Origin of the sequence: Desulforhopalus sp. IMCC35007, assembly GCF_005116575.1 — a bacterium.
GTDB lineage: Bacteria > Desulfobacterota > Desulfobulbia > Desulfobulbales > Desulfocapsaceae > Desulforhopalus_A.
Map to the genome: position 1 here is coordinate 79,961 of NZ_SWCN01000005.1, position 23,472 is coordinate 103,432.

The 23,472-nt window shown below is 44.6% G+C and carries 22 protein-coding genes; 10 read left to right on the forward strand and 12 right to left on the reverse strand.

Annotated features, from left to right (window positions below):
- Window positions 1–27 precede the first annotated feature (27 nt).
- The 4 genes from fliE to FCL48_RS07060 are packed head-to-tail and all read right to left on the reverse strand — an operon-like array spanning window position 28 to window position 3,664.
- Window positions 28–327, reverse strand: coding sequence for a flagellar hook-basal body complex protein FliE (gene fliE, locus FCL48_RS07045; RefSeq protein WP_136871552.1), 300 nt, complete (start codon window positions 325–327; stop codon window positions 28–30).
- Window positions 328–330: 3 nt separating this feature from the next.
- Window positions 331–762 carry a flagellar basal body rod protein FlgC gene (gene flgC / locus FCL48_RS07050; RefSeq protein ID WP_136871553.1) on the reverse strand — a complete coding sequence of 144 codons (432 nt, stop codon included), beginning with the start codon at window positions 760–762 and terminating at the stop codon, window positions 331–333.
- Between the two features lie 34 nt (window positions 763–796).
- The gene (flgB, locus tag FCL48_RS07055; RefSeq protein WP_136871554.1) at window positions 797–1,213 is read right to left on the reverse strand and encodes a flagellar basal body rod protein FlgB; all 417 of its coding nucleotides are present in this window, start codon (window positions 1,211–1,213) and stop codon (window positions 797–799) included.
- Window positions 1,214–1,255: 42 nt separating this feature from the next.
- Window positions 1,256–3,664 carry a hypothetical protein gene (locus tag FCL48_RS07060; protein ID WP_136871555.1) on the reverse strand — a complete coding sequence of 803 codons (2,409 nt, stop codon included), beginning with the start codon at window positions 3,662–3,664 and terminating at the stop codon, window positions 1,256–1,258.
- 308 nt (window positions 3,665–3,972) lie between these two features.
- Between FCL48_RS07060 and FCL48_RS07065 the strand changes: the two genes are divergently transcribed.
- The 4 genes from FCL48_RS07065 to FCL48_RS07080 all read left to right on the forward strand — a co-directional run bounded on the left by FCL48_RS07065 (window position 3,973) and on the right by FCL48_RS07080 (window position 8,124).
- Window positions 3,973–4,344, forward strand: a complete 372-nt coding sequence (locus FCL48_RS07065) for a response regulator (RefSeq protein ID WP_136871556.1) — start codon at window positions 3,973–3,975, stop codon at window positions 4,342–4,344.
- A gap of 23 nt (window positions 4,345–4,367) precedes the next feature.
- Window positions 4,368–4,823 carry a chemotaxis protein CheX gene (locus tag FCL48_RS07070; protein ID WP_240744776.1) on the forward strand — a complete coding sequence of 152 codons (456 nt, stop codon included), beginning with the start codon at window positions 4,368–4,370 and terminating at the stop codon, window positions 4,821–4,823.
- Between the two features lie 85 nt (window positions 4,824–4,908).
- On the forward strand, window positions 4,909–5,382 hold the full coding sequence (locus tag FCL48_RS07075) for a chemotaxis protein CheX (RefSeq protein WP_136871557.1): 474 nt from the start codon (window positions 4,909–4,911) through the stop codon (window positions 5,380–5,382).
- A gap of 276 nt (window positions 5,383–5,658) precedes the next feature.
- The gene (locus FCL48_RS07080; protein WP_136871558.1) at window positions 5,659–8,124 is read left to right on the forward strand and encodes a chemotaxis protein CheX; all 2,466 of its coding nucleotides are present in this window, start codon (window positions 5,659–5,661) and stop codon (window positions 8,122–8,124) included.
- A gap of 55 nt (window positions 8,125–8,179) precedes the next feature.
- Here the strand turns inward: FCL48_RS07080 and FCL48_RS07085 are convergent, their stop codons facing one another.
- Both FCL48_RS07085 and FCL48_RS07090 read right to left on the reverse strand, forming a co-directional pair.
- Window positions 8,180–9,646 (reverse strand): sigma-54 dependent transcriptional regulator, encoded by a 1,467-nt coding sequence (locus FCL48_RS07085; protein ID WP_136871559.1) that lies wholly within the window; start codon window positions 9,644–9,646, stop codon window positions 8,180–8,182.
- 37 nt (window positions 9,647–9,683) lie between these two features.
- Window positions 9,684–10,172 carry a cyclic nucleotide-binding domain-containing protein gene (locus tag FCL48_RS07090; protein WP_136871560.1) on the reverse strand — a complete coding sequence of 163 codons (489 nt, stop codon included), beginning with the start codon at window positions 10,170–10,172 and terminating at the stop codon, window positions 9,684–9,686.
- Between the two features lie 552 nt (window positions 10,173–10,724).
- Between FCL48_RS07090 and FCL48_RS07095 the strand changes: the two genes are divergently transcribed.
- Window positions 10,725–11,123, forward strand: a complete 399-nt coding sequence (locus tag FCL48_RS07095) for a thermonuclease family protein (RefSeq protein ID WP_169309117.1) — start codon at window positions 10,725–10,727, stop codon at window positions 11,121–11,123.
- 147 nt (window positions 11,124–11,270) lie between these two features.
- On the forward strand, window positions 11,271–12,503 hold the full coding sequence (locus FCL48_RS07100) for a pentapeptide repeat-containing protein (protein ID WP_136871562.1): 1,233 nt from the start codon (window positions 11,271–11,273) through the stop codon (window positions 12,501–12,503).
- Window positions 12,504–12,519: 16 nt separating this feature from the next.
- Here FCL48_RS07100 and FCL48_RS07105 read toward each other — a convergent pair whose 3' ends face one another.
- From FCL48_RS07105 to FCL48_RS07130, 6 genes are all read right to left on the reverse strand, one after another.
- A complete protein-coding gene (locus FCL48_RS07105) occupies window positions 12,520–13,089 on the reverse strand; it encodes a response regulator (protein WP_136871563.1) in 570 nt (189 codons plus the stop codon).
- Window positions 13,090–13,105: 16 nt separating this feature from the next.
- The gene (locus tag FCL48_RS07110) at window positions 13,106–13,939 is read right to left on the reverse strand and encodes a protein-glutamate O-methyltransferase CheR (RefSeq protein ID WP_136871564.1); all 834 of its coding nucleotides are present in this window, start codon (window positions 13,937–13,939) and stop codon (window positions 13,106–13,108) included.
- A 40-nt stretch (window positions 13,940–13,979) separates the two neighbouring features.
- Window positions 13,980–15,122 carry a chemotaxis response regulator protein-glutamate methylesterase gene (locus tag FCL48_RS07115; RefSeq protein ID WP_136871565.1) on the reverse strand — a complete coding sequence of 381 codons (1,143 nt, stop codon included), beginning with the start codon at window positions 15,120–15,122 and terminating at the stop codon, window positions 13,980–13,982.
- A 7-nt stretch (window positions 15,123–15,129) separates the two neighbouring features.
- Complete coding sequence (locus tag FCL48_RS07120; RefSeq protein ID WP_240744777.1) at window positions 15,130–15,588, reverse strand: chemotaxis protein CheW; 459 nt, start codon at window positions 15,586–15,588, stop codon at window positions 15,130–15,132.
- 82 nt (window positions 15,589–15,670) lie between these two features.
- The gene (locus tag FCL48_RS07125; RefSeq protein ID WP_136871566.1) at window positions 15,671–18,571 is read right to left on the reverse strand and encodes a hybrid sensor histidine kinase/response regulator; all 2,901 of its coding nucleotides are present in this window, start codon (window positions 18,569–18,571) and stop codon (window positions 15,671–15,673) included.
- Between the two features lie 200 nt (window positions 18,572–18,771).
- Window positions 18,772–19,218 carry a peptidylprolyl isomerase gene (locus FCL48_RS07130; RefSeq protein WP_169309118.1) on the reverse strand — a complete coding sequence of 149 codons (447 nt, stop codon included), beginning with the start codon at window positions 19,216–19,218 and terminating at the stop codon, window positions 18,772–18,774.
- A 342-nt stretch (window positions 19,219–19,560) separates the two neighbouring features.
- Here FCL48_RS07130 and hisI point away from each other — a divergent pair, with 342 nt between their 5' ends.
- From hisI to FCL48_RS07150, 4 genes are all read left to right on the forward strand, one after another.
- Entirely contained in the window at window positions 19,561–19,944 is a 384-nt protein-coding gene (gene hisI, locus FCL48_RS07135; RefSeq protein WP_136871568.1) for a phosphoribosyl-AMP cyclohydrolase, read from the forward strand.
- 44 nt (window positions 19,945–19,988) lie between these two features.
- Complete coding sequence (gene hisG, locus FCL48_RS07140) at window positions 19,989–20,864, forward strand: ATP phosphoribosyltransferase (protein WP_136871569.1); 876 nt, start codon at window positions 19,989–19,991, stop codon at window positions 20,862–20,864.
- An 88-nt stretch (window positions 20,865–20,952) separates the two neighbouring features.
- Complete coding sequence (gene yihA, locus FCL48_RS07145; protein ID WP_136871570.1) at window positions 20,953–21,537, forward strand: ribosome biogenesis GTP-binding protein YihA/YsxC; 585 nt, start codon at window positions 20,953–20,955, stop codon at window positions 21,535–21,537.
- A 246-nt stretch (window positions 21,538–21,783) separates the two neighbouring features.
- Window positions 21,784–23,472, forward strand: a complete 1,689-nt coding sequence (locus tag FCL48_RS07150; RefSeq protein WP_136871571.1) for a hypothetical protein — start codon at window positions 21,784–21,786, stop codon at window positions 23,470–23,472.

Here is a 23,472-nt window from a genome sequence, read left to right on the forward strand (position 1 = left end):
GACTGCTCTTTGACAGAGAAAATAATGTTAAATCTGCATCCTCATGATTTCTTCATAAGCGGCCAGTGCTTTATTACGCACCTGCACGAGCATTTTGAGTGACATCTCCGCTTCTTCAACAGCAATCATAACCTCATGAAGATGCTCGGCGTTTCCCGCCTCGAGATTAGCCACGGCATTGTCTCCGATGGCCTGGCTCTTATTGGTTTCACTGACCATATTTTTCAGCATATCACCAAAGGCACTACTGCTTTTTTCAACGTCACTTGTGGTGTTTGTTGGAGCAACTGTGGTTGCCAGGTTACTAAGGCTTTGTATGCTATTCATAATTTATTTTCCGATATCGAGGGCTTTGAGAGCCATTCTCTTTGCCATTTTAATGGAAGTAACGTTTGCCTGATAGGATCGAGTGGCGGACATCATATCAACCATTTCCTCCAGAACACTGATGTTGGGCATTTCAACATATCCATCTTCGGCCGCATCGGGGTGGGAAGGGTCGTATACCTTTCGTGGCGGAGTTTTGTCCTCTAAGATCTTGGAAACCTCAACCCCTTTGACGCTTTGACTGACCTGGTTGTTGAGGTGATCCTGAAAGCTGAGAGATTTGGTGCGAAAATAGGTGGATTGCTTCTTGTACGGCCCACCCTCAGGGGTTGAGGTGGTTTCTACGTTGGCAAGGTTTGAGCTGATTGTATTCAGCCTGAGACTCTGGGCTTTAAGTGCTGAAGCACCTATTTTAAAAGTGTTTAATATATCCATTTGTTACCTCGGTGAAATCGACTGTGTTAATGTTTTATTGTCCGCCAGCTATGACATATTTCAAAATAGTGATCTTTTTCTTGAGTAACTGGGCGGAAGTCTCGTAGAGCAGTTCATTTTCTGACAGAGCCAGCATTTCCTGATCGACACTGACGTTGTTATCATCGCCAATACCTGACTGTTCCTCTTCGATGGTTATTTTTCCTGTGACACTGTTAAAGTTAGATGGTCCAAGTGGCAGATGAGCTTCATGTGAAGTTGCCAGTTGCACGCCTTTTTTATGGCCAATGGCATTTGCCAGTTCGTCTTCGAACTGAAACCGGGAAGGCGAAAAACCCGGAGTCTCCGCATTGGCTATGTTGGAAGATATGACTTGCGCTTTTGTTGCACGCAGGTCAAGTACCTTACTCAGTAACTGCATGTTCTGGTCGAGAAGGTTAATAGGTGCCATATATTCTCCAGTTTTTTGAAACACTTTCGAGGACTGTAGGTTTTAGTATCGGTCCTTCTGCGTTGCGTATTGCAAATCCCGTTCCGCGTATTGTTTCCATTTTGAGTTTTCTTCTGTTTCGACAATTTTTTGCAGAAAAGTTAGTGCTATTTCGTCATTCCCCAGTTCACGGTTGATCTCAGCGAGTCGATACAGGCTTTGATGGTAGAAGAGATTGTCTTTGGTTATTTTATTAAAAATTTCTGCTGCATAGCTGAAGTTTCCTGTCTGGTAAGAGCTTTCAGCCAGGAAAAAATTTTGTTGTTCTGTCAGTAAGCCATTCATTGCCAGCAGCTCGTCCAGGGTCGAAATTGTTTTATCGTAATTATCGGTTCGAAAAAAAAGTGTGGCGGCCAGCGGGTGAAAGGATCCGTCATCAGGAAGAGTTGAAGGGAGAGCCTGTAAGGCCTCAGTGAGTCGTTCGTCTGCGACAAGGGCCTTGATACGGAGGAGGAGGATTTCATTGGAGTATTTACCTTCTGGGTAGTTATATGTGTACTGCGCCGCATAATCCTCAACGAGGCTGAAGTTTCCATGGTCGAAAGTAGCCTGGATCATCGGAAGATAGTATTTCTCCCTTTCATCCGCCGACCTGATTTCAATGAGATAGAGGTAGAGTTTCTGCGATTCATCGTAAATACCGACCTTGTGATACGCCTCTGCAATGTCGACAAGAAAATCACTGTTTATCCAGTTGTTCTGGAAGAGCTCTTTGTTTTGTTTGGCGAGAACAAGGGCGTCAACATAATCCCCAGCGTCTACGAGCCGTTTGATTTCTTTTGGCAGGATATCGATGAGCAGGGCCTGCGCCGAGATTCTGACACCACCGATCTGAAATTCTCTGAGAAAATTGCGAAGCATTGAAACGACCAATCCATTTTCCCCTTTGAGTGCATGGATCAGAATGGTTTTGAATTCCGCTTCCTCGCTAATGGATCTGCTTGAAGCTGTTTGTGCAATTCTTTGGTAATTTTCCAGGGCTTTGTCTGTCCATTGATTGTCCGTAAGAAGTCGAAGGTCTGTTGCTTTAATGGCGGCCAACAGTCCTGCATCCGTGCCAGGGTAGGCATTTTCAATCTGGGCAAAGTCATCGATGAGTTCCTGTCGCTCAGTGAATTGTAGTTTGGACATGTTTTCCCTGTAGGCGATGAGTCCGATTAATTTTTCTCCGGATACCAGTGTCTTGAGGTCTTTGTATTCTTTAGCCGCATCTTGAAAATATTTCTGGTCATAGAGTGTTGAACAGTAACCGCCAGACGAATAAGGCTGAGATCGCAGAAGTGGGGAGTTTTCAAGGAGCTTATATGCTGCATATGCTTTTACAGTCTGGTTTGTTGCATACCAATAATCCGCCTGTCTGATTTTCATTCTTTCCTGAATCTCAGCGGGGAGGGCGATTGAATCAAGCAGGAGAAGCTCGTTTAAATGTTTGTATTCCTGGGTGGCCAGGGAGGTTTCAACTTGAGATAAATGAAAATATGGAGCCAGAGGGCTTTTGTGGGATATTTGAGGAGCAAGACTTCTGTACTCATACTCTGCAATAAAGGGGTCTTCATATCTCGCTCTGAGCCAGATAAGAAGGTAGTTGGCGTAGACACCTAAATGCTCTTGGGCATATTCTTCTTTGAGGAGATAGAGCTGCTTAAAGGCGCCCTCGAAGTTGCCGCTTCTCATCAGGGCTTCTCCATAGGTGAGTGCCAGTAGCTTCTGTGCTTCTGGTGCCGTGGTTATCTGGATTTTTGCAAGGATTGTTGATGCAAGGGTATCCCAGTTTTGGTTTTCCGCCATAATCATCATATCTTCAGTGAGAAGATCGAGATTTTCTCTTCCTCCCGGAGGTAAAATCTCAATAATAGGGAAGGGCGGAGGGGTGAAAGTGACTGGGATCTTGATTTTTATTTCACTTTCGTAGTTTGAAAAAAAAGATGTCCAGTCCGACTTATAGGGGGAAAGAATGTAAGGATTGGTAAAATCAGGAGTTGCTCTGTCGACAACCGTCAGCCCTTTGAGTTTTTCCGCCAGATTTTTGTAGGATGTAGAGTATTCGTTTCCGAGAAGTACTTCGAGAACTACACTGTTGTTAGCATTGGCCGTAAGTTTATATTGTTGTGGTTCATAGCGAAAAAAGAATGAGACGATGAGAACGTCCTTGTTTTGTCGAGTCAAAGTTTTGACAATTTTGTCGTCAGGGCTGAAGAGTTGCAGGGTTTCAGACGCCTCTGTTCCCTCAAACTGGACATCCACTCTTCGTTTATTGGACGTTCCAGAAAAAACAGGGGCCTGGTCAAAGGTGAAGTAGATCTGCAGAACATTTTTCGTGTCGACGCGAGATGTTCTGATGAGTTCAGAGGCAGCAAGGTCTCCAAACCAGGCAAATAGTAACAGAAGTATAAGAGAAAATATTCGTATCATACTCAGGTCTTTGCAAGAAAAAGGCCATAAGGCTTTGTTGGAGTGATGAAGATGATGGCGGTCATAAAACTGCCGTCTCATCCATAAGACGGCAGGGGGCAATAAAAGTGGAGGAGAAAACAGAGAAAAATTTGTTTTTTTCAATGGAAATTTGACATTTGGCAGTGCTTATCGATAGTATTTACAGTGAAACAATTTGGTTGGAATGATCTGTGTAATACCAGATTGCAAGCCAATATTATTACAGGGCGCTTATACTGAAAAAACAATTTATATAGGGCGCAAGGAACAACATATAGGAGAAAATAATGGGAAAAAATGTATTGCTGGTAGATGATTCAAGCACAATGAGAAAAATTGTCGGACGTTCCTTGCGTCAGGCAGGAATTGAATTTGATAACATCTTTGAGGCGGCGGATGGCCTGGAAGCTTTAGAAGTGCTCGAAAAAGAAAAGGTCGATATCGTACTCAGCGATATTAATATGCCGAATATGGATGGCATTGCATTTCTAAGAGAAAAGGCCACGAGGGATGCAATTAAAAATATTCCAGTGCTTATGATTTCTACAGAAACCGGGGATGACATTATCGGTGAGGCGAAATCCCTTGGTGCACTGGGAGCAATCAAAAAGCCATTTACCCCAGATAAGGTGAACGAAGTACTTGGTCCTCTTCTCTGATAATATGAGCGAAGGAGGTTCAAGTGGATATATCTGCACAAATAGTAGAATCTACTCATGAAATTTTTTCTTCTATGGTGATGATGGAGGTGGCTCTTCACGGAGTCGTCAGGGACAGTATGGCGCCTCTGACAGACAGTATCACAGGAGTTATAGGGCTTGCTGGCACTCATAAAGGGGTGCTCGCAATCCACTTCCCCGAAACTGTTGCCATGGCCATTACGGGAAGTTTTCTTGGAATGGATGTGGATGAAATCAATGAAGATGTGGAGGATGCGGTTGGCGAGCTTGCCAATATGCTGGGCGGTAGTGTCAAGGCGATTCTCTCTGCTAACGGCAAGGATATTAGTCTCTCTCTACCCTCAGTAATAGCTGGTAAAAGTTATGATTTTCAACCGACACAGGATGTTGAACGTGTTGTTGTCCCTTTTACCTGTGACGCCGGTGAATTTGTTGTTGAGCTGGAGTTAGAAAAATAAGTGTTTTAATAAGAACAATATAATTAAGACAGTTGCTCTTATGTGAGCAACTGTCTTTTTCGTATTTCAAATATAAGGATAAAGGATGCTAAATAGCCTTAATATTGGGAATGAAATAATAGCAGGATGTAAAGATGTCTTTTCTACTATGTTGATGGTTGATCTGGAACCGGGTGAAGTTGTCGTTCAACAGAAGGTTGATATCAAATCTAATATTACCAGTATGATTGGTCTCGGTGGAGGGCTTAAAGGCTTATTGGCTGTTCATTGTCCCCAAACTGTAGCGACTCATATAACCAGTACATTTCTTGGGATGGATGTTGATGAGATAGATGATGACGTGAAAGATGCCATCGGTGAGATTGCTAATATGGTGGCTGGAAATCTGAAAATATCCTGTGCCAGTGCTGATGTAAATATCGAACTTGCTATTCCTACATCTATTGTGGGGGACTCGTTTTATGTCAGTGGCAATGCCCAGTCCACCCGACTGGTGGTCCCTTTCTTTATGGAGCAGGATTGTTTTTGGATTGAGTTGATGTACGTCTTAAACAGTTAGTTCTACACTCTGCTAAAGCTTGATTTTATACCGGTTTTTAAAAAATCTGTTTCACCTGGAAGCAAAACTCAGGTGAGGGGATTTGTCCTTAATAGATTATCTGTATGTTTGTGGTAAACTTTCTTGCGGGTCTTGCTCTTGAACGAAATTGTCAATTATCTAAGGTACGTTTATTGCATAATTATCCCTGTTGTTCAAATTCTTAACTTTCACCTGTAACATGACGATACTGTGTTAGTGTAGAGTATTACAATCAATTTAAGATAATTGCATCCTATGACGCAGCAGAAACGAATCGATAAAATATTGCAGGCGGTTAAAGCCCGTGTTCAGGAAGAAGTCGGAGCCCTTCTCGGTACTGTTTTTGCCCTCACCGATGAATCCTATGATCGTGTAAGTAAGGAGGATGCTTTTGCTGATCTCCAGGGTAAGCAGATATCTGCTGAAATGGACATTACTGGTGAAGTGTCAGGAAAAGCTTGTCTTCTTGCTGGAATAAAAGATGCGATTCGTCTTGGTGGTACGCTCATCATGCTGCCGCTTACAGAACTCGGGGAGGTAATAGGTCGGGAGGAGTACAGCGAAGAGATCGAAGATTCCTATGGTGAGATCGCCAATATTATCGCCGGATCTTTCACAAAAGATTTTGAGGAGATGTATCCAAAATCGTGCAGGTTTGTACGAAAGAACCAGGAAAAGATCGTTCCTGCAAAAGTAGAGATCGATTCGGCTGCGCCTGTTGAGAATGTCCAACTTTACAGGGTGAGTTGGGCCATGAGTCTCGATGGGACTTCCATGGGCAATCTTATCGTGCTGTTGCCCGCAGTGACTTTTGAGCTGGAAGAAGAAAGCGCCGCCAAGTCCGCACAGCCCGCGGCAGAAGAAAATACCGAGAGCACTTCTGATACAAACGTTTCAGGTGAGGTTGAAGAAGTTGTTGCTGCTCAGCCAGACGATGCGGCCCCTGTGAAGATTGATTTTGAAAAACAAAAAAAACGGATTGATCGGATTTTAGATGAGTGTCAGAGCCGTCTGCAAAATGAAATTGGCGGTTTACTTGGCGTTCCTGCAGTATTGACTGATATTCGAAATTATTTTGTTGGTAAAGAAGAGTTTTTTGAAGATCGCGTAACGGGCAAGCAGATCATAGCGGATATGGAGGTGGTCGGTGACGCCGAGGGAAACAGCTTTTTCTGCGCTAGCATTAAAGATGCCGTTCATCTTGGTGGTGTGCTTATTATGCTGCCACCAACTGAGCTGGAAATAACGGTCAGTGAAGAAGAATTTGGTGCAGATGCGCAGGATGCCTATGGTGAGATAACAAATATTATATCAGGTGTTTACACGGCGGTTTTTGAAGAACAGCACACCAAGAAATTACGGTTTATAAAAAAGGGACTCACTGAGGTTCAACCCGCTCAAGTCGACATCGCCTCAGCTGAACCAATCCCGGACGCTCTTTACTACGTCAGTAGTCTTTCACTCAGTGTAGATGGAAAGCAACTCGGTAAGGTGCAGATGCTTTTCCCGGCTGCACTGCTTGAGCTGTTTCCACCCGGCCATGAAACAAAGCCTGTGGAAGAAAAGCCCTCAGCTGCTACACCTCAAACAGCGGCTGTCCATGATGAAAATACTGAAGAGGAACCAGTTAATAGATCTTCGGAATCAGTTGAAAAGTCGCAGGTAAATGTCACTCAGCATAAAGCAAAAGTCGATAAGCTCCTCGGCTTATGCCAGAAAAAAATGCAGGAAGAAGTGTCAAACTTGTTGGGTACCGATGTCAAACTTCGAGATATCAGCAATAAAGTCATTGATAAAGAAGGGTTCTTCTTCGATGAGGTCTCAGCTAAACAGGTTATCACGACTCTTGAAGTTGTGGGTGCACTTGAAGGGAAAAGCTATCTCGCCATAGATCTGCGCGATGCCATTCGGGTTGGTGGCACACTCATAATGTTGCCAGCAGGAGAACTGGAATCCGTTGTCTCAGATGAAGAATTCGGAGAGGACGCCGCGGATGCTTATGGAGAAATTGCAAATATTATCTCTGGAGTGTACACGGCAATTTTTGAAGAGCAGTATACAAAAAACATTCGTTTCATAAGAAAAGACCTGCAGCAGGTTACTCCGATGAAAATCGAGATTGAGTCGGACGAACCAATTCCGGACGAAAATTATTATCAGAGTAGTATGGTGCTGGAGATTGGTGGAAGTCAATACGGCAAGATCAATCTCCTGTTCCCGCTCTCACTCATCGAACTTGAGGGCTTGCTTGCCGTCAACGAGGCTGATGCTGGAGAATCTTTACCCCAAACAGCGCGTTCATCCGACACGGATACCGACGCACATGAGCGTTCTCAGAAGGTGACAAGTGAACGTGAGTCACTTGATATTTTGATTATTGGTGATGATGAAGCAACAGCTGAAACAATGGTTTCCACCTTTCTCGACTTGGGGTATCGAGTCAAAAAATTGTCTTTTAAAGATAATATTCATGATTACCTGCCCGGAGAGTTGAAGGCGGTGTATCTGGTGATGCATGAAGTAAATGAACAGGTCTTTGGAAGTGTTATAAAGATTAGTGCCGCATGCAATCTGCCCCTTGTTGCTGCGGGGCCGGGCTGGACAAGATCCAAGGTGATTAAGGCCGTGAAATATGGAGTACGCGATATTCTTTTAACCCCGGCCACAAAGGATCAGATAAAGGAAAGCATTAATAGTAATCTGCTCGAAATGGCTGCCTGATAGCAGATATATTCAAATTTTCTGAGCTGGAAGATTTTTGGAAGAGAGAAAGTGGCTATTTTTCCCACAAATCATCTAAGGCTTTTTTCTTAATTTTTTCAAGCAGGGTTGTGCGTTTGAGATTGAGAAGTCTGGCCGCTTCTTTTTTGTTTCCCTCTGCCTGTTTCAGTGCCTGGATAATAAGTTGTGTCTCAAACTCATTTATGAGTTCGTTAAAATCTACCTGGCCGTCCTGCCAGGAGATGTCTTGCCTCTGGTTTTGTTGGTCGACGGCAGTCTCTTCTCCTGAAGGCTCTGCCTGAGCAACAGTAGTGTCGAGCAGTTCATCGGTAATTTCAACGGTATGAAATTTTTCTGGGAGATCGATAAGATCAACCTGTTTTCCACTGTAGAGAACAGCCATGTGCTGAATAAGGTTTTCAAGTTCGCGCACGTTGCCCTTCCAGTCATAACAGGAAATCGAAGCGTAAGCTCTGGGGGTAAAGGTAAACGGCTCCCGGCCCCTGTTTTTGGCGTACTTTGCCAGGAAGGATTCAATGAGTAATGGGATATCCTGTTTTCGCTCCCTCAGGGGAGGAATGTGCAGAGGAATGACACTGAGCCTGTAATATAAGTCTTCTCTGAACTTGCCCTCTTTCACGAGAGCTTCAAGGTCACAATGGGTTGCCGCCAGAATACGGGTATCAACAGGAATTGATTTGAAAGCACCTACGGGTTCAAATTCTCTTTCCTGTATTACTCGGAGTAATTTTGCCTGCAGGGAGGATTTCATGTCGCCGATCTCATCTAAAAACAGCGTGCCTTTATCAGCATATTGAATCCGTCCTGGCTTATTGTTGTTGGCTCCGGTGAATGCTCCTTTCGTGTAGCCAAAAAGTTCACTTTCCAACAGATCATCGGGAATGGCTGCACAATTTACCGGCACAAAATTTTTGTCTTTACGATTGCTCTGGGCGTGTATTGCTTTGGCAACCATTTCCTTTCCAGTACCTGATTCACCTCTGATGAGTATTGTTGCAAGGTCGTCTTCTGCGACCTTTGTTATCATGTCAAAAAGACGGGCCATTGGTTTACTCATTCCGATCATACCCTGGAATGGTTTATGTTTGGGCCTGGCTGAAGGTTCCTGGGCTGAGGGTAGGGAAGGGATGTTTTCATATGCTCTTTTGAGGGCTACGACGGTTTCACTGAGCTCGAGTGGTTTATGCACAAAATAAAAAAGATCAAGCTGAAATAGTTCCCTGACCAGCTGGGGCTTGCCCTCAGGGATTATAGGCAGAATATAGAGGTCCGGGTGATTAGCTTGAATAGAAGCCAACAGAGAATCGTCATTGTTATCGGGGCCAAAATCGAGATCAATGATGAGAATCTGATATCGGCTTTGCTGAAGTCTCTTCCTGAGGTCCTGGATATCAGAAGCGTGCGTAAATTGACAGCCGAAGGGGAGTTCAGAAAAAGCAGTCCCGGTAAAAATGGTTCTGGACTCGTTATCTGCAATAAGTATGTTTATCTCTTGTGGCATTGAAATGTATTGAAAGCTATAGGGTTGTGCTTTTCATTTATTGATAAGATTGAAGAAAATCAGCGAGTTTACTCGACGTTCTTCTCATATTCAGGCTGAGCAGTCGGGCTATTTTTTTTATCACCTTGATCCCGAGAGTCGGATTCTTTTCCGCCAGAAGATCAAAACCCTTTTCCGTAAGGGTCACCATGGTTGTTGCCTGTTTTGCAATGACAGTTGCGGATCTGACAGACTGATCAATAATGGCCATTTCACCAATGGAGCTGCCTTTTGTTAATCTGGCCAGCGGAACTCTCTCTCCTCCCGAAGTACTTTTTTGCACTTCTAATACCCCGCTTACCACAAACCCCATAAATGTCCCCTGATCTCCTTCCATAAAAAGGTATTCGCCTCTCTGCAGGTGCACAAAGCTCATATGTTTTGCAAGTACGGATAGTTCGTCCAGTGAAAAAGATGAAAAAACAGGGAGGTGTATAAGGAATCCCCTTGTCTCCTCTTCACTCTCGCTCAGGGTTTGGTGTGACATAGCCTCAATAAATAATAGGGTGAAAAAACGAACTTACAATATTGTTACACGCGAACTGCTGACCAGTTCATTCTCATTGAAGCAACTTTGACTGCGTACTGCTTCAGCCAGACTTCGGTTGTGCAGGAAAATGTAATCCGGGGTGGCGGCGTAAACTTCGATGTTTTGTTCTTGCCTGTGGCAAATTTTCCGTCGCACCGTAAGCCTGCAATGAAATTTCGAAATATTCAAGGAAACCTTTCGCAAACCTTCAGGCAGCCTTGGACAGCACCTGGCGATCTTAATTGGGACTGACAATGCTTTAACTGATTCTAGCACATAAAAACTGATAAAAACAACAGTGTTTTCCTCATTATATGTTATCATCAAGAAAAACACAGTGGCTTTATTTGGTTTGACCAACTGTATCTACTCGACTTTGTTCTCTCCTGAGTTATCACAATGAAAAGAAGACGCATTTGTATTTTCTGTGGCCTGTTATTCTTTATATTATTTTCTGTCCAGTCCCATTACGTAGAGGCGAAAAAAGCATTTTACGCCAAGGTGACCAAAGTGATAGATGGCGATTCCTTAAAAGTCAGCAACGAGAAAAAAACTTATGAAATCAGACTATATGGAATAGACGCTCCGGAGTACGATCAACCCTATGCTTCAGAGGCAAAGGGTATGGTGAAGAATATCGCCCTTGATCAGCAGGTGCAGATTATACCCGTGGAGTGGGACAAATATAATCGTCTTGTCGCCATAGTTAATATAGGTCAAAGCTCTGTGAATAGTGAACTGCTGCGTAATGGTCTCGCCTGGTATTACCCTAGATATTGCACAATGCGAGTGTGCGGAGTTTGGAAAGAGACGGCTAAAGAGGCAAGAAATAAAAGAAAAAACATCTGGAGTCAAAAAAAACCTGTAGCTCCATGGAGATGGAAGCAACTTAAATATCAAATGAAATAAGATTCTGGATCCAGGGCCTGATATTCTGGAATAGTTGACACTCCTGGTAAATTTACAGTACATACAATATTTATTTCGAATTGTGGTCCAGCACCATAACGTAATCTATTTGCAATTTACCACTTTCATAACCGATGAGTCATAAATATGAAAAAAACATTTTTCTACCTGGGTTGTGCTGCAGTCCTTGTCGCAGCTCAGACAGGTAATGGCCACGCCGCACCTAGTGTTACAGCAACCGAGAATCTTGCAAAGCTCGTTGCAACCAGGAGTTGCAGAGGCTGTGAGCTTTCCGGGATCAATTTTAACCGAATGGACCTTTCAAAGGTAGATCTCGAAGGTGCTGATCTGTCCACCTGCAGTTTTTTACTCACCAATCTTTCCTACGCAAATTTGAAAAATACCATTCTTCATGGTGCTGTCTTTGGTGGCGCAGATCTTGGTGACGCTGATTTAACTGGGGCAGATTTACGAGGGGTCTCCTTCGATTCTGCCTATCTCGGTGGCACGAAAATGTCCGGCGAAATAGTTACCACAAAACCTTTTGAAAGTATTGGTGTGGATGAGGTCGAAAAAGATGTGTATGTAGAGGACCCGGCAATACCGAAAAAGACACCGCAACAACAAGAGGTTAAGGTTGGTGAGAGAAGAGATTTCAATGATGTTCCTCCTGTTGCCGTAACCAAAAAGGCAGCAACACCGGCACCAGTGACAGAGATCAAAAGTGTTGAGGTAAGTGCACCGCCGGAAACAGCGGTCCCCCAGGCGCCACCCGCTAAAAAGAGTAGTTTCATTGAGCAGGCCTCTGTACCCGAAACGATAAGTGATGCAGTAAAGGAGAGGGGGGACGATGCGGCTGTTGAAAATGAAGTTGAGACAGTGACTGAGACAACTGTTCCAGAAGAACCTGTTCCACCAGCTGTCGTAGAGACAAAGGTGGTGCCTGGTAAGACGGTGCCCAGGGTTGCGGAGGTCGTGATTGCTCCTGAAATTACTGATGAGCCGGCGATTCCCCCTGTTGAAATCGATAAAAATAAATTGGCTGATCTTGAGGTTCTGCTTGATACAAAGAGGTGTTTTGGCTGTGATCTTTCCGGCCTTGATATCTCTGGCAAAAATCTGGAGGATGCTGATCTTGAAAAAGCCAACCTGTCTGGAGCAAATCTGGAAAGGACCGATCTGGAGGGCGTAAATCTCAAAGGTGCTCTTCTTGTCGGGGCAAATCTCAAAAAGGCAAATCTTAAGAATGCGGATCTCTATAAGGCAAATCTGACAGGAGCGGATCTGACAGGGGCGAACCAGAAAAATGTTTCTTTTGATAACGCCTTACTCGACGGCAGCGTCGGGGTTGAAATGTCACTGATGCTAAAAGAGGACTAGGATACGTAGCAGGTGCTCAGGTTTCTCTGATAATTGCCAGGGCACTTGCAACCCTCTCTTCTGATGTGGCACCATCCTTTTCAAGAGTTGTTTCAATCTCATCTAACGATTGCTGGAGTTTACCGCACAGAAGTTCCAGCATCTGTATCGTCTGGCCGGCTTCTCCCTCCGTTCTGCTGAGTGCCAGTCTCAAGTCCACGGCACTTCTATACATTGTCTGAATATTGGCAATCTTGTCCAGCCGGAGAAAAAGTTCATCAAAATTGACTGGTTTTTCCAGGTAATCAGCAGCACCTTTTTTCATGGCCTGTACGGCGGTGTCAACAGAGGAATGGGCTGTAATGAGCACCACTTCAATCGAACTGTCTTTTTCTTTGGCAAGTTCAAGAACTTCAAGGCCTCCAATGTCGCCGGGCATCATCAGGTCTGTGAGGACAACGTCAAAAGATTGTTTGTGAATTAAATCCCTTGCCACATATCCATCTTCTGCACTTTCAACGCTGTACCCTGCAATTTTGAGCCTTTTTCTCAGTAAATGCCTGAGAACAGGATCATCGTCGACGACAAGAATGGATAGGTTTTTCATGGCGATACCCCGGCAATTATTTTTTTTGATAAAAAATTGATCGCAAATGACGTTTGGGAACAAACAGAGGGCAGACCCCGGTCAGGGATTCGGTAGAGCCGATAATCAGGTAGCCATCGTCGTTCAAACTGCCAGCAAGTTTGGTAAAGAGTGTTTTTCGATCTGCCAGTGTGAAATAGATTGCAACGTTTCTGCAGAAAATGATATCAAACTTGCCGAGCGCCGAAAAAGGCTGCATAAGATTCAACTTTTTGAAATTTACCATGGCGCGAATTTCATCCTTTATCTTCCAGGAGTCGCCCAAAAGGGTAAAATATTTCTGCAGATTTTTTTTATCGAGCCCTCTTTCTATCTCAAATCTGTTGTATTTACCATAGCTTGCCTGGGCGATTGCAGCATCGGAAATATCGGTTCCAAGAAGGGTAAAGGTGTAATCATTACTGTCTTTAAGCAGCTCTTTGATAACAATGGCAATGGAGTAGAGCTCCTGCCCGGTTGATGCGGCTGCACTCCAGATCTTGATCCTCGGTTTGAGAGCCGATTTTCCAGAACGGGCGTCTATTACTTCTGGTAAGATCTTGTGCTGTAATAATTCAAACGGTCCTTTATCCCTGAAAAAAAGGGTTTCATTTGTCGTAATCGCATCAACGATTTCTTTTTCAATTTTTTTGCTCAGATCACGCTTTGCAAGATTGTACAGGTCCTGATAGTTGGCGCATCCGTGAGCTTCGGCAACAGAACTTAACCGTGTCTCGAACAGATAGGTTTTACTCTGGTCCAGATATATTCCAGATATTGCCTGAATATATTGAGCAACAAGATTAAGTTCTGTTGGTGTGATCTTTATCATTATATTAAATGGTTCGATTTACAGGTTTGATGATTCACCCTTATCTTTTAACACTCTTGACTATTTCATCGGCTATTTTGTCCAGTGGCACAACGGTGTCAAGATAACCAAGTTCTGCCGGTGCCTTTGGCATGCCGTACACGACACATGATGCCTCGTCCTGGCCGATGATATATGCTGACTTATTTTTTAAAACCTCCAGACCTTTTGTGCCATCGGATCCCATACCGGTCATGATCACAGCTGTCGTCCTCCCCACATAGTAATCAGCAACAGATCGAAAAAGATAATCTACCGAGGGTTTGCATGAATTTTCAGGTGGATCGTCTGTGAGTTTGATTCGTCTGTGTTGCCCGTCGGTTCCGGCGACAAGTTTCATTTGTTTGCCCCCCGGCGCAATATAGGCAACATTTGGAAGAATATTCTCTCCGTTTTCAGCTTCCTTTACCGTAAGTGCACATTTTTTATCAAGGCTTGCTGCAAGTGATTTTGTGAAAACAGGAGGCATATGCTGAACAATGAGTATCGGTACTCCTAAATTACCGGGCAGTTTTGGCATCATCTGGTTCAGGGCGTTTGGACCGCCCGTTGAGATACCAATTGTCACGATCTCAGATTTGCCTCTAGGCGAGGTTTTCAGGGGCGCTGCAGTACCCAGTGGCCGGAGTGGTTTTATACTGGACGTACTTGCGGGAGGAGTACCAATAGGTCTTGCTGACCTGGAACTGTTCAAAGTTGTGGGTGATTTACCCACACCAGGGCGGTTTTTCGATTCTTTAAAGGCCTTTAAGATCGGTTCCAGGGCTTCTCGAATCGCTTTTTTACCTTCAAGCTGGTTTTTTGATTGAGGTTTTAAAACAAAATCAAAGGCTCCGAGGTCCAGGGCCTTCATGGTCATGTAGCTCCCTTCGTCAGTGAGGGTGGAGAGCATTATCGCCCCCACTTCGGGGTAGTTTTTCCTCAGCTCAGCTAACACCTCTATCCCGTTCATCTGCGGCATTTCGATATCAAGTGTCAGGACATCGGGTTTTAAGGTTTTGATCTTGGCAATAGCAATGCTCCCGTTATGAGCAACCCCTGCCAACTCAACGCCTGGAATTTCTTCTATGATGTCTGAAACGGCCTTCCTGTACACTATTGTATCATCGACGACAAGAACGCGGAGATTTTTCCCACCTAACATATGTTTATCAATCCTCAATACTCAAAACTTTATCTACATCTAAAATACCAATGAGATTGTCGTCGGTTTTATAGACCCCGGTAAAGTATTCTCCCTGGATTCCGCTCATGTTAGCAGGAGCTCTCTCTCTTTTTTTCATATCAGCAGAGACCACGTCACTGATGCGTCTGACCAGAAGACCAACGTGTCCACCGGATGAGTTGACGATGATGTTTCTTGGATCCTGAGAAATATCCGTTTCACCGAGGCCAAGTTTGCGGCCGAGGTCTAGGATAGTCACGATTTGACCCCGAAGATTGAGAATCCCCAGAACATAGTCAGGGGCCTGTGGAACCTTGGTCATCTGCATGAGTTTATTAATTTCCTGAACCTTGAGAATGTCCATGCCGCAGAGAGCATCACCAATATAAAAGGTTGCAAGTTCAACTATATTTTTCGGCTGATCTGCCATATGTTTATCTGTCATAATTCATACCTATAAAACTATTTAGTTTTGAGCGTACCCTGAAGACATCAAAGGGAGAGAGGCCTCTCCCTTCTATCTGACTTTAGTATCTTCTTTTGATGTAATCATGGACCGATACCATGAGTCGTTCTTTGTCGAGTTTGATATGGTATTCGTTGACACCAACCGCTTTCCCACGTTCGACATCTTCAGCTGAAGCAAGGGTAGTGAGGGCGATAATGGGTAAATTTTTATATCTCTCGTTCTTGCGGATTCTCTGGGTGAGTTCAAAGCCGTTCATGTTGGGCATTTCTATGTCGGTCACCAAAAGTGAGATTTCATCGGCGTGTTCTTCGAGCTGGTTCCAGCCCTCGAGACCATCTTCTGCTTCGATGACATTATAGCCAACTTCCGTCATATAGTTTTTCACCTGATTGCGGAAAAATTTTGAATCTTCGGCAATCAGAACAGTGGGAGGAGGCCCTGTCTCTTCAATCTGACTCAGATCAAATTTTTCCTGGTGTTCAAACCACTGAGGAAAGAGATTCTGAACCATTTCAAAAACGTTGATGAGCATGGTGGTATTATTGTCAATGATAATTGAGCCCATAATACCGGGCTGACTCAGGGTGGTGTCATCGATGTCTGCGGTGACTTCAAGCGCATCAATGGGCCCAATAGCCAGCAGTCCAACGGGACGTTTGGCAATGTTGAACACGATAACGAGCAGATTTTCATCGTCAGCAAGGGGGGCGACCATGGCAACATCATCGACGCAGATAAGGCTTAGGCTGCCACCTCTGTATTTCATGATGCGTCTGCCACCAAGATCTTCAATATCTGAGCGTTTGATTTTTTCGATCCGTTCGACCTGATTGAGCGGAACGCCAAAATGCTCCTCCCTGGAGTTTTTAAAGATCAGCAGAGACTGCTTGTCTTTTTTTGCATTTATCGCATCTTCTGCGGCTTTTGCCACTTCAGCGGCGCGGTCTGAGCCATCTATGGATGTGAGATGAGCCATGCGAGCGAGATTGCTAACATCGAGGATGAGTGCAATACGCCCGTCACCCATAATGGTGGCACCGGCATATCCTTTACATTGCTGCAGATGACGCCCAAGCGGCTTGATAACAATTTCTTCTGAGTCCTGAAGCCTGTCTACTATGAGGCCATATTTCATAGCCCCGGTAGAGACCACAACAATATTAAGCGCACTAGAGGCAGAGGAGCGTCTGTCGATGACGGATCGAGGTCTGTCTGGACTCTGATTTCTGTGGTTGTTTCCAGAATGCTTGTCGTTAAACAGGGGAGAGTTTCGTCCTCTTCTGTCTGCTATTTGTTCTCTCCTGTCTTCTTTGACGTCCTGCTCGTTGTAATCATAGTAGGTGCGATCGGCACCGATAACATCAGAGAGGCGAATGAGTGGCAGGAGTGTTCCCCGAAGTCGGACGACTTCTGCATCACCAACCCGCTCTACCCGGTCTTTCACCTGATTTGCTGGAATTCGTAACAGTTCTTCGAGATTCACCTGGGGGATGGCATAACGCTCGCCACCTGTCTCTATTATCTGACAGGGTATAATTGCAAGGGTAAGGGGCAGTTTGATGGAAATCGTTGTGCCATTGCCTTTTTCCGAGATGATATCGACATTGCCACCGAGCTGATCGAGGTTGGTCTTGACAACATCCATGCCAACACCCCGGCCCGATACATCGGTGACGGCGGCTGCTGTTGAAAATCCCGGGAGAAAAATAAGGTTTACTTTCTCCTTATCTGACATGGCCTGAGCCTGTTCAGCAGTGATAAGGCCTTTATTTACGGCACTTGCAGCCAGGGCCTCGCCATCGAGCCCTTTACCGTCATCACTGATCTCGATGACGACCTGACCGGCTTCATGATACGCCTTGAGGATAACGAGGCCATTTTCAGGTTTGCCGATTTTCTTTCTGTCCGCCGGCATTTCGATGCCGTGATCAACAGAATTCCGGACAAGATGGGTGAGGGGGTCGTTGATAGACTCAATTATGGTCTTGTCCAGCTCAACATCTTTACCGACGATGGTGAGGTCAATGGTTTTGTTCAGTTTTTTTGCAAGATCCCTGACAACTCGAGGAAACTTATTAAAAACGTTTCCTATCGGCTGCATTCTGGTGAGCATGATTGCTTCCTGCAGCTCGGAGGTGATCAGGTCAATCCGCTGGCCGACGGCTTCAGCATTTCTGAGGTCATCTGAGCCAATGGTCTGGAGAAGCTGATTGCGACTGAGTACCAGTTCTCCTGCAAGGTTCATGAGAGAATCAAGCAGACTGACATGAACCCGGAGTGAAGTTTCCGTCTTGGCAGGCGGTGCCTGTTTGGCTGCAGTTGCCGGAACATTTACGGCGGGAGGTTGTACTGGTGCCACGGGCTCAGGTACAGGATTTTGTGTTCTGGTAACCTCAGGTTCTGGCTCAGGCTCGGTTTCTTCATCTTCATCGGTCTCTGGTTCTTCTATATATTCCTCCTCAGTCTCTTCAGGTTCTTCAAAAACCGGTTCCACAGCCTCAGGTTTCACGGTAACCTTAGGCTTTGCCTGCACGGTATTTTTCTGTTCCGGCTCCATGGGTGGCTGTGAGAAGGTTCCATCGGCTATGGCGTCGAGTGGGTTGATGTGGGATGAAATGTCAACATCGTTGCTGTTATGAACATCCTCAATCATCCGTTGCAACTGGTCAGACGCCATGAGGAGAACGTTTACAATTTCAGGTGTTGGGATGAGTTTTTTACTTCGAATCATTCCAAGCACATTTTCAGTGGAGTGAGATAATCCCTGAATGGCGGTAAGGCCCATAAACCCGGCACCGCCTTTGATTGAGTGGGCTGCTCTGAAGACTTTGTTCACAAGATCTTCATCAATATTTGCACCAGCTTCCTCTATTGCTAAAAGGTCATTTTCTATATCTGCGAGGTGTTCGAGTGATTCTTCGATAAATCCTTGCAGTATTTCGTCATCTTCTATTTCCATAAAACACTCCCTACTATGATTGTTAGAACTGTTGGTTTTCTAAGTTTATACATACGGCAATTCGGATGTACAGGAGTTTTTTATTAAAATATTTTTGAAAAACGTGGCGGGGTAGAGCAAAAGAGAAAGGAAACAGCCATTCTGGTGGCGGATAAAGACCCCAACATAAATGGCTGTTTGAAATGGTAAAGCGGGAGAAATCAGTTACTTTTTTTTATGTCAAGCAATTCAACTCTGTAGTTGAGATGGTGTCCTGCAAGGGGATGGTTGTAATCCACCGTGACCTGGCTTCCCTCGACCTCAATAACTGTTGCAGGTATGCTTACTTCCTCACCATCCTTGTTGGTTTTCAGTGAAATAACCATACCAGGTTTTGGTTGAACCCTGTCAATGACCTCCTGATTGTCGATGGTCTGCAGCAGTTCCTTTTGCCGTGGACCATAAGCTTCTTCAGGTGGTACTCTTACTTTTTGCAGGTCGCCAATCGTCATTTTGCGGACGGTTGCTTCAAGGCTTGGTGGGAGATTGTTTCCACCTATCACAACGTGCATGGGATCATCTTTTTTGACTTCATAAAAAATTTCACCGTTATCAAGGGATCCTGTAAAAGCGAGTACAACAGTGTCGTTATTCTGGGGTGTGTTCACGATTCAACTCCTTTTGCTGTTGGCATTAGTTTGATTAAAATGGCATTTAAATATTTTATAAACTGCGGTTATCGTGTACCACAGATTTCTTATTTTCGAATCGCGACATAATATAGAATGACATGGGGCGAATGCAAGGCATTAGCATGGAAAAGTGCAAAAAGGTGAGAGTTGCTTGACAAAAATGCAATAGCTGTCTAATTTACACGGTTTTTCATTAAGACTCGTATCCACTGAGAAGATATTGTTTGAGGGATATCTCCTATTGTGGAATACACCGCAATTCTTCACTCATTTTATTCTTTTTGTTATTCGTTCATTAAATTAAAGATTGAGAAAACGATGGTATCACTAGATTTTAGTAAATCCGCTGATGGTCTTATTCCTGCAATTGTTCAGGATCATACAACAAATGAGGTGCTGATGCTGGCTTATATCAATCAGCTGGCCTGGGAAGAAACACTGAAGACCGGTAAAGCACACTACTGGAGTCGTTCGAGATCAAAGCTGTGGTTAAAAGGTGAGTCCTCTGGCCATATTCAAAAAATTCATGAGATACTCGTTGACTGTGATGATGACACGGTTGTCTACAAGGTAGAACAGTTAGGTGGGGCTGCCTGTCATACGGGACATCGCTCCTGTTTTTATCGAATTGTTGACGGTGAAGAGCTTGTCGTTCAGGGTGAAAAGGTTTTTGACCCGGAAAAAGTATACGGAAAAAAATAACATAGATTGCGTCACTGGCGTGATATAGGTCGAGGAGAGCTGTAATGAATCAACTGAAGTTAGGATTGCCAAAAGGAAGCCTGGAAAAAGCAACCATTGCCCTTTTTGAAAAGGCAGGCTGGCGGATAAAACCGGCTGCACGAAACTACTTTCCAAAAATTGATGACGATGAGCTCGATTGCTCCATCTGTCGTCCCCAGGAAATGTCGAGGTATGTTGAAAGTGGTATGCTTGACGCCGGAATTACAGGAAAAGACTGGACTATGGAAAACCGTTCAGATACGGTTCTCGTCTGCGACCTGGTCTATTCCAAGGTGAGCAATAGACCGACAAGGTGGGTTATTGCTGTGGCCGGGGACTCGAATATTACCTGTCTTGAAGATCTTGAAGGAAAAAAAATATCCACTGAGCTTGTGGGTGTTACCAAGAGGTTTTTTGAAGAAAAGAACATCAATGTTACAATTGAATTTTCCTGGGGTGCCACCGAAGCAAAAGTCGTATCAGGTCTTGCCGATGCAATTGTTGAGGTTACTGAAACTGAGTCAACCATTCGGGCTCATGGTCTCAGGGTGATTTATGAACTCATGGAATCAAACACCCAGTTCATTGCCAATAAAGACGCATGGGCTGACCCATGGAAGCGTGAAAAGATCGAGAATATTGCACTGATGCTCCAGGGATCACTCAACGCGGACCGAATCGTTGGTCTGAAGATGAACGTTGCCAGCGAGCATATGGAGGCACTGGTTGAAATACTTCCGTCTCTCAACGCCCCTACGGTGGCAAGTCTCTACAATAAGGACTGGTATTCCGTTGAGACCGTTGTTTCTGAGGAGGTGGTGAGAGAACTTGTACCCAAATTGAAAAAGGTAGGTGCTGAGGGTATAATTGAGTATGCTTTAAATAAAATCATTTCCTGATCTTTTATGTAGCATTGTGGATGCGCTTTTGTCGGGGGGGGAATCCTGATGAAAGCGTATTGAACCCCGCCTTAACGTGAGAAACAGAATGGATTTTTCAAAAGTAGATTTTCTCCTCAGTGTTCATAGTATCAAGCAATTGCCAGAAGAAGGGATGCCGGAAATCGCTTTTGCTGGAAAATCCAATGTCGGTAAGTCAAGCCTCATGAATACACTCATTGGCAGAAAGGCTCTGGTGAAGGTCAGTGCAAGACCGGGAAAGACCCAGGGGCTGAACTATTTTCAGGTTGGTAATCAATGTTATCTCGTTGATCTTCCGGGATACGGCTACGCTAAGGTACCAAAGGCAATGAAGGATGCCTGGCAGGGACTTATCTCCACCTATCTTGAAAAAAGAGCAACCCTGAAGTGTGTTGTGGTCATCATCGACATCCGGCATGAGGCCAAGGCCCATGACAGTCAATTAATTGAGTGGCTGAGAGAGCAATCGATACCCTTTCTACCGGTCTATACCAAGATTGATAAATTATCGGGCAGTGCAAGGGGGAAGCATGCACGGTTGCTTGACCTGGGCCACGGGATCAATAAAGATGAACGGATTCTTTTTTCATCCCATACAGGGCAGGGCCGTGATGAGCTCATAGCAGCATTGCAGTCTTTTCTTTTTTCTTGATCTTTCCAGGGGATCGGGCGCCCCTGGCTTCAGTTCCGTTTCCCCCGTTTTTTCTTTTCCTCCCCCCCCAAAATTATTGCCACCCTGTAAATTCTCTGATAGCCTCCAGTTACTCTTTAGCAATTGAGCCACTTGTGTAGTATTATTGAAAGAGTAGCTGAGGGTACTGCACCCCAGTCGTCATAATCTGTTTAATGTGCCGCCAGCTCAATCCTCTGTGCAGATCAATATTATAATGGAGTTGTAATGCAGGAATTGTCAAAATCTCAAAAGGCACGACACGCTATACGAACCTTTAAAATCCTTGCGGACTCTCTTACCCTGCAGGGGGCGTACAAACCCTCAGGAAAGGTGGGCGAGCAGCTGGCTGATGCGCTGGAGCAGTTAAGCCCTGAAATATATGGTTCAATGAGTGATCCCAGGGTCTCCGAATTAAAAGGGCTTGAGTATGTTATTGATCGCATGCCAAGAGGCATTGAGAATTGCACGAGGGTCATTCTCACCGCCCAGGAAGATTTTCAGCAGACATCCTTTGAAAAAATATCTCCCTTAAAACGACGGAGAATATCCTACGCTGTCTCAGATAAAGAGATCTGTTTTGTCATAACTACAGGGCAGAGTGAAATCTACGATATCCTCACTCATATTACGTTTCTCAATATTGAGGCGAAGAAAATCTATCAGCAGGTCTGTAACCGTGTTGAAGGTTTAAGTACAGAGTGGGCCGACCTTGAGCGGCTGGTGAAAAAAGATCATCAGCTCGGTAAAGAGGAGCTTGAACAGTCCATATGGAATCTATCAATTATTCTCGGCAGAACTTATAAGGAAACCAGAGAGACTTATGACAGTCTTGAAAAAAACCGGCGTGAACATGGGACAAACAATGGTCTTTTCAAAATAATTTACGGTATTGGTAAAAGGGTTATAGCAGAGCAGACCAACGGTGAGCACGAACTCACTGTATATTTTACCCCGTCGTTGAAAGAGATGATTAATCATCAGAAATATGCAACTCTCTGGGCGAAAATTCTGAAAGAAAAACTGATGGCTCTTGGCCTTGAGAAAAGACCTCTGCATATTGTGAGCGCTAATATGCATTCCATGCGTAATTTACTCTATGGTGCAGGTGCCTTGCGTGATGCTGGTCAAAGCTGTGCTGCCGATATTTATGAGATGGTCATGCAGCTAAGGGATAAGGAAAAACTTGTCGTCGATTATGCAGAAAAAAACGGCTACTTGTTTTTGGATGATCGATCCGGGTCGACCATTGATGTAAATATTATCGATCTGGATGCGGTTGACCTGACAAAACTCCACCCGGATCTGAAGATCAATCCGAGTTATATCAATAACCACAAACCAGTACTTCTGGTGATTGATTACGCCTTTGGAACGCAGGCCTATGACATCATGGATGAGCTGTTGACCTCATTGGAGTTTGGAGATCAGGCGCTTCAATGTGATTTTAAGTCCATCTCCATTATGGGGAAGGCTGGTGTTTTGCCGGGTAATAAAGGCGATCTGATGCTCGCCACTGCCCATGTGATGGAAGGAACCGCGAACAACTATATCGTAGATAACGATCTGACCCGTGATGATTTTCCCGGTAATGTCGAGGTTTTTGTTGGACCAATGGTGACGGTTCTCGGCACATCCCTGCAGAACAGGGATGTGCTTGAACGTTTTCATTCTTCAAGCTGGCGGGCAGTAGGGATTGAGATGGAGGGAGGACATTATCAGCGGGCCATCAGCGGCGCCATCATAAAAGGACATATTCCTCCTTTCATGAAGACTCGATATGCCTACTACGCCTCTGATAATCCTATGATCAGCGGGCAAACTCTTGCTTCTGGCCCCATGGGGGTTGACGGTATTGTACCAACTTATATGATTTCCAAGGTCATTTTGGAAAAAATCATTAATCATATTGACTAA

Bases quoted from the DNA above. Each gene is read 5' to 3' on its own strand.
- fliE (WP_136871552.1), bottom strand. From the start codon at position 327: ATGAATAGCATACAAAGCCTTAGTAACCTGGCAACCACAGTTGCTCCA.
- flgC (WP_136871553.1), bottom strand. From the start codon at position 762: ATGGATATATTAAACACTTTTAAAATAGGTGCTTCAGCACTTAAAGCC.
- flgB (WP_136871554.1), bottom strand. From the start codon at position 1,213: ATGGCACCTATTAACCTTCTCGACCAGAACATGCAGTTACTGAGTAAG.
- FCL48_RS07060 (WP_136871555.1), bottom strand. From the start codon at position 3,664: ATGATACGAATATTTTCTCTTATACTTCTGTTACTATTTGCCTGGTTT.
- FCL48_RS07065 (WP_136871556.1), top strand. From the start codon at position 3,973: ATGGGAAAAAATGTATTGCTGGTAGATGATTCAAGCACAATGAGAAAA.
- FCL48_RS07075 (WP_136871557.1), top strand. From the start codon at position 4,909: ATGCTAAATAGCCTTAATATTGGGAATGAAATAATAGCAGGATGTAAA.
- FCL48_RS07080 (WP_136871558.1), top strand. From the start codon at position 5,659: ATGACGCAGCAGAAACGAATCGATAAAATATTGCAGGCGGTTAAAGCC.
- FCL48_RS07085 (WP_136871559.1), bottom strand. From the start codon at position 9,646: ATGCCACAAGAGATAAACATACTTATTGCAGATAACGAGTCCAGAACC.
- FCL48_RS07090 (WP_136871560.1), bottom strand. From the start codon at position 10,172: ATGTCACACCAAACCCTGAGCGAGAGTGAAGAGGAGACAAGGGGATTC.
- FCL48_RS07100 (WP_136871562.1), top strand. From the start codon at position 11,271: ATGAAAAAAACATTTTTCTACCTGGGTTGTGCTGCAGTCCTTGTCGCA.
- FCL48_RS07105 (WP_136871563.1), bottom strand. From the start codon at position 13,089: ATGAAAAACCTATCCATTCTTGTCGTCGACGATGATCCTGTTCTCAGG.
- FCL48_RS07110 (WP_136871564.1), bottom strand. From the start codon at position 13,939: ATGATAAAGATCACACCAACAGAACTTAATCTTGTTGCTCAATATATT.
- FCL48_RS07115 (WP_136871565.1), bottom strand. From the start codon at position 15,122: ATGTTAGGTGGGAAAAATCTCCGCGTTCTTGTCGTCGATGATACAATA.
- FCL48_RS07120 (WP_240744777.1), bottom strand. From the start codon at position 15,588: ATGACAGATAAACATATGGCAGATCAGCCGAAAAATATAGTTGAACTT.
- FCL48_RS07125 (WP_136871566.1), bottom strand. From the start codon at position 18,571: ATGGAAATAGAAGATGACGAAATACTGCAAGGATTTATCGAAGAATCA.
- hisI (WP_136871568.1), top strand. From the start codon at position 19,561: ATGGTATCACTAGATTTTAGTAAATCCGCTGATGGTCTTATTCCTGCA.
- hisG (WP_136871569.1), top strand. From the start codon at position 19,989: ATGAATCAACTGAAGTTAGGATTGCCAAAAGGAAGCCTGGAAAAAGCA.
- yihA (WP_136871570.1), top strand. From the start codon at position 20,953: ATGGATTTTTCAAAAGTAGATTTTCTCCTCAGTGTTCATAGTATCAAG.
- FCL48_RS07150 (WP_136871571.1), top strand. From the start codon at position 21,784: ATGCAGGAATTGTCAAAATCTCAAAAGGCACGACACGCTATACGAACC.